The sequence below is a fragment of the Neisseria sp. CCUG12390 genome (assembly GCF_047837985.1).
GTDB lineage: Bacteria > Pseudomonadota > Gammaproteobacteria > Burkholderiales > Neisseriaceae > Neisseria.
The window spans coordinates 1,664,840-1,677,354 of record NZ_CP181244.1 but is presented as its reverse complement, the minus strand read 5'-3'; the positions used below and the strand labels follow the sequence as shown (position 1 = coordinate 1,677,354).

The following is a 12,515-nucleotide window of genomic DNA, read 5'->3' as shown; positions in this document are numbered from 1 at the left end:
GAGCGTGAGGCCGTCTGAAAATATGGAAAGCTTTCGGTCAGTAAATGGCGTAAGTAGGAAATGCCGTCTGAAAGTGGTTTTCAGACGGCATTTTCATCACTCACTCAACATCCTGTTGATTGCCTCTGTCCGGCCTGCTTTGTAAGCCTTGGTTTGCGGGCTGGTTGGGTTGAACAGTTCAAAAGCGTGATAGACACCGGAGATAACCTGTAAATCGGTTTTCACACCGGCTTGGATGAGACGGTTGGCATAGTCGAGGTCTTCGTTTACAAATAAATCCATATCGCCGGCCATCATATAGGTGCGTGGCAAGCCTGCCAAATTTTTGGCGGTAGCGGCGGAATAGTAGGGCATTTGTTTTTCGCTGATTTTTTGCGCGCCTTTTAAAGTTTGCCAGCCGATGCGGTTAAACTCGGCAGTCCAGACAAATTCACCCGTGTTCGGGCTTTTATACAGGGATTTTTTCGAACCTGTGCGATAGTCCAGCATCGGATAAATCAGTACCTGCCCTTTGAGTTTGAACTCGCCTTTATCGCGCACTTTCAATGCCAAACGTGCCGCCAAGCCGCCGCCTGCGCTTTCGCCCATAATAATGGCTTTATCGCGGTCAATGTTGAATTTACCGGCATTATTCAGCACATAAGCCAAACCGTGATAAGCGTCATCAATATCCGCAGGAAACGGGGCTTGCGTCGCTAAACGGTATTCCACGCTCACCACCGCCACGTTGTTCAAATTCGCCAATTCAAATAAGGCGGCATTGTTTTGACGGGCATTGCCGATTAAATAGCCGCCGCCGTGGATAAAATAGACCACCGGCAATTTGGCATTTTTGCCGTTATCGGGGCGGTAGACGTATAAATCCACCGCAGGCTGCCTGCCATTGGCAGGGGCTGTGAATTTTGCATCGGGTTGGATTTTGTCTTCATTCGCGTTTTTTAAAAATACCGCATTGATTTGCGCCAGCCCTTCTTTGCTACGCATCATTTCCGGATTGATTTTTACGGCGGAAAGCGCGCTTAAATCTCGATATTCGGAGGCGAGTAAATGGGCAGTACGCGGTTGTCCGGCTGCGGCCGCCGTTAATGACAATGCCAGTGCAAAGGCGATGGAAAGATGCTTTAATTTCATTTGGGTCCTCCTGTGGATAAAAGGGTCGTCTGTTTTGTGAGCTCAACCGCATTTGGTTTAACGGATAATGATTCGCCGCCGAAAAATGGAAAATTTGCTTTTATCCAGACGGTCGAGTACCGTCATTTTGCATTCTCCGCCCAGGCCGTCTGAAACCGTTTGGTGATGTCGAACATTTTTCAGACGGCCTGCCGTTTATTTCAAATCATCCGATTAAATCCAGTTTTTTCAACAAAGCCATGCTGCCCGCATCCACCAAGCGGAAGGTTTCTTCGAAATCGCCGGTGTACCACGGATCGGGCACATGATCGTAACCGCTCTCGGGAATCAAATCAGTCAGTTTGAACAATTTGTCGGGGTTTCTGCCGAACAGGTTTTCTAAATCGCGCAGGTTGTTGTCGTCCATTGCCAGAATAAAATCATAATGGTCGATGTCGCTGCGCCTGACTTTGCTGCTGGTAAAACCGGTATTGTCCATGCCTTGCTGTGCCAGGATTTTGCGCGTGCCTTGGTGCATGTTTTCGCCGTCGTGCCAGCCGGAAGTACCTGCGCTGTCGGTATGGATGCGGTGGCCGACACCGGCTTCTTCTGCGCGGTGGCGCAACACGAATTCCCCCATCGGGGAGCGGCAGATGTTGCCGAGGCAGACGAATAAAATACGGTAGGTTTTCATGGCTGTTCCGCAAAGAATGGGTTATGGCCTTTGAGATTTAAGGCTTGTGCGTAGGTAGGCAGCTCGGTGTTTTCGGCCAGGGGCTCGTGCAGCAGACGCAGGTGTTCTACACGGCATTCTGCCATCAAATCCAAGAAATTCTGTTGAATAACGGGAATATTGTCGGTCGGCGACAGCGTCCAAGTATAAACCTGCGGCGTGATTTCAAACGCGCTGTCGGTGGCGTTGAAGCCGAATTGGATTTGACCGCCGGCTTTCGCCGCCACGACTACGCCGACGCGCGGACTCTGCATACGGATGGCGCGGATGGCATTGGTGGCGAAAACGTCCATCGCCATGCGTTGGCGCATATGGCTGCCTTCAGTCAGTGCGTGCAGCGGTGCGGCAGGGGACAAAGGATTGACGAATAAGGTCAAACCCGGTCGGGTCAGGGCTTCCTGCCATACCTGCATCAGCGGCAAACCTGCTTTTAACAGGTTTTGGTTCAGCGATTCCTGCAATTTTTTATCGCCGTAGCCCAGTGCAAACACGACATGAACGGATTGGCCGCTCGGTATCTTCAATTCAGACGGCGTGAACTGCGCGGCAAATTGCGCAGCAGCTTCGGCATTTTGTTTGGCTGCAAACCATTGTCCGGCATTGATTTCGCTCAATACGGTTGACGGAACGAGAAACGGCAGCCAAGTCGCCTGATTCAGCGCGCGCAGGTGCGGATGGTTCTCCAATACGGCAAACAGGGCGGCAGTCGGTACGTTCAAAGGCAGGGTTTGGTCTTGGTTGCAACCGGCCACCAATACCAAAGGCATGGCAAACCATTGGCTTTCTTCGTCTTTTTCGGCATTCAATACCACAGTAAGATTTTCCAGCAAAACCCTGTAGCTTTCGGCATCGCCCGCCATACTCATGGCGACCGACAAACCGAGATAGTGATTTTGCTGAAACATGCCGCGGATTTCGGTTTGCAGCGATTCGGCGGATAATTTCCGCTGCGCGGCGGAAGTGCTGTGCGCCAAGTTGGAAGCGTGCAGCAACAGATTATTTTTAACCGGCATTTCAGGATAGGGGCGGGTGTCGGCAAGGACAAAAGGAGCGTTCATTTTCTACCTTTGGTATTGTTGTTTTGAAGACTAGGGATTATAGCAATAACTGACTGAAGCAGTCGGACATGCGACAGGTGTAATTCTCTATATAATTGATTTTAATGGTAATGGATGTAAAGAGTGTTAATGTCTCCAGTACATTTGTCACTTTAAGTAATGAGGCAGAACAGTAACCCACTGATTTAAACCGACCGATACAATACCGTCTGAAAAATATTTTCAGACGGTATTGTTATTTTCTCGCAACAGATTTTCATCATTGGGAAAAGTTTTTACATTTTGATTTTTAAGCTTCCTAGCAATGATGGTAATTATGCTTCCGATTAGAATAATATTTAAATCAAATATTCTAAATAAGGGATTAAGTATATGAATAATATAATAATTTTGTATTATTTAAAATAATTAAACAGTTAATTACCAATAAATAAAAATATGCTTTATGCATTATTGATTATTGGGCGGATTATAGCGGTATCAGTATTCTTTATTTTTTCAAATAACCGTTCAGAAAAATTATTGACCGTTTATCCTGAATTTCAATACTATTGCATACGCGATTTGATAAACGCATAAAAAAATCTGACCGAAACAGGCAGAAAACAAACGCAACAACCGTTTTAAACGTCAGGTGTGTTGCATATACGCAGGTATTTTCGGGAAAAGAATATCTGTGCAGATAAAAAAGCAGGCTGTCGAAACAGCCGCGTACTCACTGAATTTAAAACACCGCCGTTTGTTACGGCGTGTTTTTTAAATCCGAGGCCGTCTGAAAAATTACTCACTTTTTCAGCACCCGGTTTGCGACTGCCCGCAGAGGCGGGCAGCAATAATATAAAAACATTACGGAAAGAAAAACATGTCTAAACATATTACATCTATTGTCCGCGCGTCGGACAAGGGCTCAGTGTTGCCCGAAATTTCAATCAAACATCCTTCTCAAACCCTGCAAAATCCTTCTGTTCCTGAACAGTCGCATGAGGAACTGTCGGTTCAAGCCGATAAAGCCGAAAATCAGCCGAAGCAGAAAGATTTTTTACCATCTGCCAATATTGTCGAAATCAGTATCGCTGATAATGAGGCTTTTCTGTCTGCTCCCGAGCAATACCATACGGTTGCTGCCAATAATCATGTCCCAGTTGTTGCATATTCTGGTGATGTATATTCATCTTATTTAAGTTCAAAAAACATTAGTGCTGAGCCTGTATTGGCTGCACCTGTACAATCCGTATCTTCGTCTCCTGCACTCTCCGGTAAATGGTTGGGCGGATTGATGGGGGCTGGTGTATTGGGAGGATTGGGCGCCGCTGGCGGTGGCGGCGGTGGTAGTAATAACGGTAACGCGGATGATGCAGAGAAATCTGCGGCAGAAAAAGCAGCAGCGGAAAAAGCAGCAGCGGAAAAAGCAGCAGCGGAAAAAGCAGCAGCGGAAAAAGCAGCAGCGGAAAAAGCAGCAGCAGAAAAAGCAGCAGCGGAAAAAGCAGCAGCGGAAAAAGCAGCAGCGGAAAAAGCAGCAGCGGAAAAAGCAGCAGCGGAAAAAGCAGCAGCGGAAAAAGCAGCAGCGGAAAAAGCAGCAGCGGAAAAAGCAGCAGCGGAAAAAGCAGCAGCGGAAAAAGCAGCAGCGGAAAAAGCAGCAGCGGAAAAAGCAGCAGCGGAAAAAGCAGCAGCGGAAAAAGCAGCAGCGGAAAAAGCAGCAGCGGAAAAAGCAGCAGCGGAAAAAGCAGCAGCGGAAAAAGCAGCAGCGGAAAAAGCAGCAGCGGAAAAAGCAGCAGCGGAAAAAGCAGCAGCGGAAAAAGCAGCAGCGGAAAAAGCAGCAGCGGAAAAAGCAGCAGCGGAAAAAGCAGTAGCAGAAAAAGCAGCGGCCGAAAAAGCAGCGGCAGAAAAAATGGTAGCCGCTAAAAAGGCCGCGGCAGAAAAAGCAGCGGCAGAAAAAGCAGCAGAAAGGGCTGCTGTTATTGAAAAGGCAGTTGCCGCTAAAAAGGCTGCGGCTGAAAAAGCTGCCGCGGAAAGAGCGGCAGAAAGGGCTCTCGCTATTGAAAAGGCGGTTGCCGCTAAAAAGGCTGCGGCTGAAAAAGCTGCCGCAGAAAGAGCAGTAGAAAGGGCTGCCGCTATTGAGAAAGCTGTGGCTGCAAGGAAGGCTGCAGTTGAGAAAGCTGTTGCAGAAAGGGCTGCTGCTGTTGAGAAGGCTGTTGCAGAAAGAGCTGCTGCTAAGAAAGCAGCGGAAAAAGCAGCAGCGGAAAAAGCAGCAGCGGAAAAAGCAGCAGCGGAAAAAGCAGCAGCGGAAAAAGCAGCAGCGGAAAAAGCAGCAGCGGAAAAAGCAGCAGCGGAAAAAGCAGCAGCGGAAAAAGCAGCAGCGGAAAAAGCAGCAGCCGAAAAAGCAGCGGCCGAAAAAGCAGCGGCTGAAAAAGCAGCAGCCGAAAAAGCAGCAGCCGAAAAAGCAGCGGCTGAAAAAGCAGCAGCGGAAAAAGCAGCGGCAGAGAAAGCAGCGGCAGAGAAAGCAGCAGCTGAAAAAGCAGTAATGGGAGAGATGGTAATTGAGAAAGCTTTAGTGGAAGAGACGGCTATCCTTCAATCTACAGCCAAAAAAGCTGCCGCTCAAAAAGCTGTTGCTGAAAAAGCTATTGCGGATGCAGTGGAAAAAGTTAACCTTATTGCAACTGCTGTGAAAAAGGCAGGTGAGCGCATTGATGAAATTATTGAAAACGGCAATTCCGGTAAATTTCTTTATATCGGCAAGTCCGGTCACAAAGTTTATCTGCATGAAGTTTATGGAAAATATGTGGATGCTGCCGAATTCGGTACCGATCGCAGCGGCAAAACGGATAGCTTGCCGGCGATTAAGGCTGCTTTAAAAGCCGCGCATTTGGAAGGTTCTGCTGTTTATCTGAGCGGAAAATTGTATATTTCCGACCAGATTAAAATCGATCCTGAGTTAAGCGATGTAACAGGCCTATTCGGTGACGGTATGGGCAGTACATTGATTTCATTTGATAAAAAGCAGAAAGGTGTATTTAATTCAAACACCAATGAAGACGATATCCGTGAATATGCCGGCATTTTGGTCGATGATTTAGATGGTTTTACCATTGCAGAATTATCCCTCAAATATACCAGTGATGACTTTTACCGCAAAGGAGACAGCTATTTCGGCAAAGTCAACGGCATTCAGATTAATGATTCGGATAATGTCCTCGTCAGCAAAGTGGAAGTTTCCGGTGTCAACCGTACCGGTATTACCTTCACTTCAACCGACGCATTAACAGTTGAACCCGGCCAGTCGCGTACCTACAAAGCACGCTTGATACAGGCGACGATTGACGAACATTACGAAAATCTGCCTTTGGGTGAAAATAACCGTGTGGTAGACAGCTATCTGCACCACAACCGTGTTGCCGGTGTATTTGTTTCCTACCAAAAAGATTTTGTAGCGGAGGGCAACGTCTTGGCCCGTAACGGTCATGAAGACGACGGCGGTACAGGCTACGGCATTGCCGCTACTTCCGGTAGCTACAATTTCGGTGTGACCTTCCGAAACAATGTGACCGATCACAACTACCGCAAGGGCTTGGATGTGCATGACGGCACCGACATTGTCATCGCTGATAATGTTTCCATTGGTGACCGCTTGTACGGTATTGCCGCATACAACCGTCAGTTTTCGATGGATAATGTTGTTATTAAAGACAATGTGGTGGTTCAGGATGCTTCGTTCCGCTTGGCAGCCGATGACAACGGGACACTTGCCTATCACGGTTATGCCGGCATTCAGATTCAGACCAATACCCAGAATCGGGATCTACATACTGAAGATAATGCTTATTATGAAATCAGCGGCAATACCATCAGCGGGCTGGACATCTATAAAAACGCCTTGCATACCTACGGTATCGAATTCCGCAATCATGAACACAACATCAACTATACGGCGAACATTACCGATAACGTGATTGACGGAGTAGCGAGTAAATATCTGATTGCCGTCATCAATGATACAACGATGAAGGGAAAAAAAGGCATCGGATCAGGTACGATCAACATTACCGGTAACTCTGCGACGATTGAAGAAGTAACCGGCGGTACTGTTCCGGTCTATATTGAGGAAAAGCGGGCGCCGGGTGAAGCGCACGGACGAATTGTTTTTGAAGACAATGATATAACCATTGCCAAATCCAATGCCTCGGCAGAAGTATTTCAGGCATTGAGTAATGCAGAGAGTTACAGCGTCAGTGGCAATACATTGAAATTGGGTGGCTCAATGGATAAGCCGATTATCAGTATCGTTTCCTACGCTGCCAAAGATGTAACCGCAACCATTACCAACAATAATATTTCGACCGATTTGCCCGGAATCATTACCAGAGGCTGGGCGCAGGTGCTCAAAGCGTCTTATATCGCGTTGGATAACACACACAACGGCAAAGAAATCCCGGTTGTGTCCAATATGGTGACGGAAAAAATCAAAGACTTCAAAGCCAAACATGAAGCCGGCCAAATGGAAGAGACGTGGGAAGCCGATCTTTTCGGATTGGATTTCAGCAGCTTGTTGTCTGTAGACGGTTCGGCTCAAGGCGGTATCGGCGAATTCAATACCGGTATCGCAGCCGCCGCTTACGATATGAGTAATGAAACCATGGTGGTTGATACATCGACTTTTGCTTATCTTTAAATCGAAAGGCCGTCTGAATATTCAGACGGCCTTTTTTTTATGTATCGGATTATCTGCAGGGTAGGGCTGAGCGTATCTGATTTCGAGTGATAACCGTGTTTGAATTCCGCAGCACTTTATCGCTCGAGACCTTTGCAAAATCCTTATCGTTATCGCATTTTTTCGTTATGCGCTGTATCACTTTGAACTGTATGCAAATCCAAAGTTTTACACGGGTCTCACCCTGTCATTCCTGTCGGCAGGAGCGGCAGAATCGGCTTAAATCAGCATTGAAACCGTAAAATCAAAACAAAGCCAGAATATAATCAAAGAGTAAGCGAATATTCAGACGGCCTCAGGCGATTTAAGAATTTTCATAAAGAAAATGGCCGAGTTTATCCGCTTTTGTATGCAGATAATGCTCGTTCTCAGCATTTTCGCCCACATGCAACGGTATCCGCGCTACGACATTGATGCCGGCTTTTTGTAGCGTTTTGACTTTTTCCGGATTATTGGTCAAAAGATTTACTTCATGTACGCCCAAATAATCATAAATACTTTTGGCCAAGGTAAAGTCGCGTGCATCGACCGGCAAACCGAGTTCGACATTGGCTTCCACCGTGTCGCGTCCTTGGTCTTGCAATTGATAGGCACGGATTTTATTGATCAATCCAATTCCGCGGCCTTCCTGACGCAGGTAAACGATTACCCCGCGGCCTTCTTTCTGCACGGATTGCATGGCCGCCTTCAACTGTGGCCCGCAGTCGCATTTTTGTGAAAACAGGGCATCGCCGGTCAAACATTCCGAATGAATGCGCGACAAAACCGGCAGGCCGTCTGAAACATCGCCCATCACCAAGGCAACATGTTCCTGACCGCTTTCCTCTTCAAAACCGTACATGGTGAATACACCGAATTCTGTAGGCAGGCGGCATGATGCTACAAATTTTACCGCTTTAGTCATGTTCCGTTTCCTCATCCGTTATGTTTAAAAGAGCTTTCAGCGGCCCGGCCAAGGCCAGCGACAATGCAGCCCATTCGGCGAGTGTAGCATCATTGATTTGGTTTTTATTATTAAATTCAATATGTAACACCCCCAATACGGCACCGCTTTTCGTGCATATCGGAATAGATACTTGGGCTTCAGCCGAAGCATTGCGTCCGCCGGAAATCTCCCCCAAGGCCAACCAACGGGCGGTGTCCTCGGCGACATTCATCCATCCGCTTTGAGCCGTACGGCAGGCCAGATAAATCTGGCTGTTTTCTTCATTTACGTCTAAGTCCGGTTCCAGTCCTAGGCCTTGCTGGGTAAGCAGAACCAATTTAGGTGTCAGCATTTCAGACGGCATATGTGCATACACCGCCGCGCTTCTGATATTGGCCTGGCGGCTGTAAACAGAATCCAAAGCCATGAAAGCCTGTTTTAACGAAGCATCATTATCCGCATTCGACTCAATGTATTCGGCCAATTTGAAACCGTTTTTTTCCGGCCACAATACCGAACGTTCTATTGCGGCATTGCCCACATTGATGACAGCCTGTGCCGCTATATAAGCCGCATATACATCATCAACAGACAGCTTTAACCCTTGAGTCTGCAGAAAATCTTCAATCAATAATCTCGGCATTTGCCATTCCTTCAAGAGAGAGTAGCGAGGCCGTCTGAAATAGATCGAATTTTCAGACGGCCGATAATCGATAATTGCTCGGATATGGTGCTGATTATACCTGTTTTCAAGTCCGGGCAGTCTTTGCAGGCTTTTTAATTATGTGTATAATCCGTTCTCTCAATACTGCCTGCGGACGTGGCGAAATTGGTAGACGCACCAGATTTAGGTTCTGGCGCCGAGAGGTGTGAGAGTTCGAGTCTCTCCGTCCGCACCACCAAACCCCTTTTTAGGGGTATTTTTTTGTCTAATGCAATCTAACGCAATCGACCAAATTCAATACTGGCAAGGATTTCAGGCTGATTCAATGCTTGCTTGGTGTCCAATATCATCTAATGCCGTCTAATTGAATAAACCATAAATTTACGGTATTTTATACGGTAGTAGAAAAATGCCTTTAAAAAAGTACCGTAAAATGCCCTTAAACGACCGACAAATAAAGAATGCAAAAACCGCTGATAAAGCCTACAAGCTGAATGATGGGCGCGGCTTATATTTGTATATCAACACCAGCGGCGGTAAGTTATGGCGGCTTGATTTTGCCATTCATGGAAAACGTAAAACCCTATCAATCGGCAAATACCCCGAAATCTCTTTAGTGGAAGCCCTAGAAGCAGCCGAAAATGCCCGCCGTATGATTGCACAAGGCCAAGACCCCGCGGCCATGAAGCAGCAGGCCAAACAAGAGCGTAAGGCGGCCTTACTCAATACCTTTGCCCACGTTACCAAGGCATGGCACGAAAAGAACATCACGCGTAAAGGTTGGAAGCCCAACCATGCCACCCGCGTTTGGCAGTATTTTGAAACCGATGTTTTCCCCATTATTGGCGAAATGCCGGTAAACGAAATCGGCAAGAAAGAGATAAAAGCCGTATTGGATAAAGTCACAGAGCGGGGTGTATCAGAGACCGCCGAAAAAATCAGGCAATGGATAGGCGCAGTATTTACCTATGCGGGCTTTGAAGAATTGACCGACCGCAACCCCGCCGCCTTATTACAAGGTTATATCAAGCCGTCTGAAACACGCCCCATGCCCGCCTTGCCGCCTGAAGAGCTGACCGAGTTTTACCGCCGTTTGATACTGGCAGACTGCAAGCCGTCAAACCGTATTTGCATTATGCTGATTATGCTTTGCTTTGCCCGCAATAAAGAGATACGCGGCGGCCAATGGCAGGAAATCGACTTTGAGCGCAAGATATGGACTATCCCAGCCAAGCGCATGAAGCGGCCGCGTGAGCATATATCCCCTTATCCGATTGGGCGATTGAGCTGTTAAACGAGCTGCACGGCCAAACAGGGGATACCCCCTATCTGTTCCCCAGCCGCACCGCCGCAGATGGCTATATCAGCGAAAACACCGTAGGCAAAATCATCAACAGCATGGGCTATTACGGCATTGCCACGCCACACGGTTTCAGAAGCCTTGCCAGCAGCGTATTAAACGAACAGGGCTACAACCCTGATGCCATCGAGCGGCAGTTAGCCCACATTGAAGAAAACCGAATCAGAGCAGCCTACAACCGCGCCGACTATATGGCCGAACGTACCGAGTTTATGCAATGGTATAGCGACTATTTGCGCAGCCATTATCGGGAAGCACTGGCCATGCTTGAAGCAGGCGGGGAGCAAAGGTCGTCTGAAAACACACCAGCTTAACCGGCTGGTGTTTTTTATTGCTTTGAGAAAAACACCATACGCGCGCGAGAAAAGTAGCGGGAACAGCGGGAACGCAACGGGAACATTTTCAGTTTTCCCGCTTTGGTTGCTGATTGGATTGTCGGTGCAATGGCTGGATATTCAGAAAATCGACAGCAGGGCGGTAAATTTCATCACAGAGCGCATTTCTTGGCTTGGTAATACCCTTGATGCCTTTTGGGATAAATGCCGTTAAATCGAAAATTTGAGCCATTTCTGACAGGCTGGATTTTCAGACCATCTTTTACTTGGATGTTTGGCCGGTTGCCGGTTCAACATTTCTAAACATACACCGGCTTACTTTTGGCCGTCTGAAGTTCAACATTTCTAAACATATCGGCCCTGCCGCCGGTGTGTTTGATTTGGCCGTTATACGGTTTTATACATTGTTTGTATAATTAGCCATTCTATGTATAATCACGTCTAACAACATCTAACCCGATACAGCCGACAACATGAAAGACCCTTTATTTTTCCACCGCACCGATTATGCAGCTAAATTAATAAACAGCCTGAAAGACGGCATCACACACGCCTTTACCCTGTTTGCACCGCGCCGCATGGGTAAGACCCAGTTTCTTTTACAGGATATTGCGCCGCTTGCAGAAGAACGCGGTTTCAACGTCTTCTATTTTTCATTCATGGATAGCACAAACCCCGCCGCTGAATTTCAGACGGCCTTGTATCAGTTTGCCCAAAGCATACAGACAGGCAACAAAGCAAAAACATTTTTGAGCGGGATTAGCAAAATAGAAGTATTGGGCGTGGGAGTAGAGCGTGAAACACATAAGCAGGCCATGCCGAGCATCAGCGAAATCATCAGCCGCATTGCCAATGACAACCGCCCGAGCCTGTTGCTGTTGGATGAAGTGCAGGAGCTTGCACGACTAAACGATACAGGCGACCTGATACGTTCGTTAAGAACAGGGCTGGACATCAATCAAGCCAAAGTAAAGACTATTTTTACCGGCAGCAGCACGAACGGATTGCGCGCTATGTTTAATGACAACAAAGCCCCGTTTTTCCACTTTGCCCACGCTTTGGATTTTCCGCTGTTGGGCAAAGCATTTACGGATTTTTTGGCCGATGTTTACCAAGACCGTACCGGCAACGGGCTGGATAAAGCCGCCCTGTACCGCCTGTTTGAACGTCTGAATCATACCCCGATGTATATGCGGGCAATCATACAAGACATGATATTAGACCCTGAAATCAGCTTGGAGCAGGCCGCAGAAAGCAGAATTGAAGAGCTTGGGGCGCAATACAGTGAAGCGGGGCAATGGCAGCAGATGAAACCGCTGGAGCAGGCCATTATCCAAGACATAGCACAAGGCAACACCAGCCCTTACAGCCAAGAAAGCCGCCAAAAATACGCCGCCTTGCTTGGTGTGGAAACGATAACCAGCAGCAGCATACAAGGCGCAATCCGCCGCATGAAGCGGCAAGAATGGATTAGCACCGATACCGCGGGCAAGCTGACAATCAATAACCCGCTTTTCAAAACATGGATTATTGAAAACATCGGCTAAAGGCCGTCTGAAACTCAACATTTCTAAACATATCGGCCCTATATCATGCCTGTTCAATAGCGTACAGCCGCGTCT

General features: G+C 47.6%; 9 protein-coding genes and 1 tRNA gene. 5 read left to right on the top strand and 5 right to left on the bottom strand.

Translation table 11 applies throughout. From position 1 onward, the window contains the following. Positions 1-96: 96 nt before the first annotated feature. The 3 genes from ACM67E_RS07890 to ACM67E_RS07880 all read right to left on the bottom strand — a co-directional run bounded on the left by ACM67E_RS07890 (position 97) and on the right by ACM67E_RS07880 (position 2,901). Positions 97-1,131 (bottom strand): alpha/beta hydrolase, encoded by a 1,035-nt coding sequence (locus ACM67E_RS07890; protein WP_416190912.1) that lies wholly within the window; start codon positions 1,129-1,131, stop codon positions 97-99. 205 nt (positions 1,132-1,336) lie between these two features. Beyond that, a complete protein-coding gene (locus ACM67E_RS07885) occupies positions 1,337-1,804 on the bottom strand; it encodes a low molecular weight protein-tyrosine-phosphatase (RefSeq protein WP_416190911.1) in 468 nt (155 codons plus the stop codon). Then, positions 1,801-2,901, bottom strand: a complete 1,101-nt coding sequence (locus ACM67E_RS07880; protein WP_416190910.1) for a conjugal transfer protein — start codon at positions 2,899-2,901, stop codon at positions 1,801-1,803. Before ACM67E_RS07880 ends, ACM67E_RS07885 begins: the two co-directional genes overlap by 4 nt. An 862-nt stretch (positions 2,902-3,763) precedes the next feature. Between ACM67E_RS07880 and ACM67E_RS07875 the strand changes: the two genes are divergently transcribed. Then, on the top strand, positions 3,764-7,570 hold the full coding sequence (locus ACM67E_RS07875; RefSeq protein WP_416190909.1) for a right-handed parallel beta-helix repeat-containing protein: 3,807 nt from the start codon (positions 3,764-3,766) through the stop codon (positions 7,568-7,570). 343 nt (positions 7,571-7,913) lie between these two features. Here ACM67E_RS07875 and ribA read toward each other — a convergent pair whose 3' ends face one another. Beyond that, positions 7,914-8,513, bottom strand: coding sequence for a GTP cyclohydrolase II (gene ribA, locus ACM67E_RS07870; protein WP_416190908.1), 600 nt, complete (start codon positions 8,511-8,513; stop codon positions 7,914-7,916). Further along, positions 8,506-9,177 carry a hypothetical protein gene (locus tag ACM67E_RS07865; RefSeq protein WP_416190907.1) on the bottom strand — a complete coding sequence of 224 codons (672 nt, stop codon included), beginning with the start codon at positions 9,175-9,177 and terminating at the stop codon, positions 8,506-8,508. The genes ribA and ACM67E_RS07865 overlap by 8 nt, the downstream gene beginning before the upstream one ends. Before the next feature lie 171 nt (positions 9,178-9,348). On the opposite strand from ACM67E_RS07865, the gene ACM67E_RS07860 reads away from it, so the two are divergent. From ACM67E_RS07860 to ACM67E_RS07845, 4 genes are all read left to right on the top strand, one after another. Next, positions 9,349-9,433: transfer RNA gene (locus ACM67E_RS07860), tRNA-Leu, on the top strand. Positions 9,434-9,607: 174 nt separating this feature from the next. Beyond that, on the top strand, positions 9,608-10,492 hold the full coding sequence (locus tag ACM67E_RS07855; protein ID WP_416190906.1) for a tyrosine-type recombinase/integrase: 885 nt from the start codon (positions 9,608-9,610) through the stop codon (positions 10,490-10,492). Continuing rightward, the gene (locus tag ACM67E_RS07850) at positions 10,459-10,872 is read left to right on the top strand and encodes a tyrosine-type recombinase/integrase (protein WP_416192757.1); all 414 of its coding nucleotides are present in this window, start codon (positions 10,459-10,461) and stop codon (positions 10,870-10,872) included. The genes ACM67E_RS07855 and ACM67E_RS07850 overlap by 34 nt, the downstream gene beginning before the upstream one ends. 494 nt (positions 10,873-11,366) lie before the next feature. Continuing rightward, positions 11,367-12,440: an ATP-binding protein gene (locus ACM67E_RS07845; RefSeq protein WP_416190905.1), complete on the top strand. Its 1,074-nt coding sequence runs from the start codon at positions 11,367-11,369 to the stop codon at positions 12,438-12,440. Positions 12,441-12,515: the final 75 nt, after the last annotated feature.

Coding starts and splice junctions, on each gene's coding strand:
- ACM67E_RS07890 (WP_416190912.1), bottom strand. CDS start 1,131: ATGAAATTAAAGCATCTTTCCATCGCCTTTGCACTGGCATTGTCATTA.
- ACM67E_RS07885 (WP_416190911.1), bottom strand. CDS start 1,804: ATGAAAACCTACCGTATTTTATTCGTCTGCCTCGGCAACATCTGCCGC.
- ACM67E_RS07880 (WP_416190910.1), bottom strand. CDS start 2,901: ATGAACGCTCCTTTTGTCCTTGCCGACACCCGCCCCTATCCTGAAATG.
- ACM67E_RS07875 (WP_416190909.1), top strand. CDS start 3,764: ATGTCTAAACATATTACATCTATTGTCCGCGCGTCGGACAAGGGCTCA.
- ribA (WP_416190908.1), bottom strand. CDS start 8,513: ATGACTAAAGCGGTAAAATTTGTAGCATCATGCCGCCTGCCTACAGAA.
- ACM67E_RS07865 (WP_416190907.1), bottom strand. CDS start 9,177: ATGCCGAGATTATTGATTGAAGATTTTCTGCAGACTCAAGGGTTAAAG.
- ACM67E_RS07855 (WP_416190906.1), top strand. CDS start 9,608: ATGCCTTTAAAAAAGTACCGTAAAATGCCCTTAAACGACCGACAAATA.
- ACM67E_RS07845 (WP_416190905.1), top strand. CDS start 11,367: ATGAAAGACCCTTTATTTTTCCACCGCACCGATTATGCAGCTAAATTA.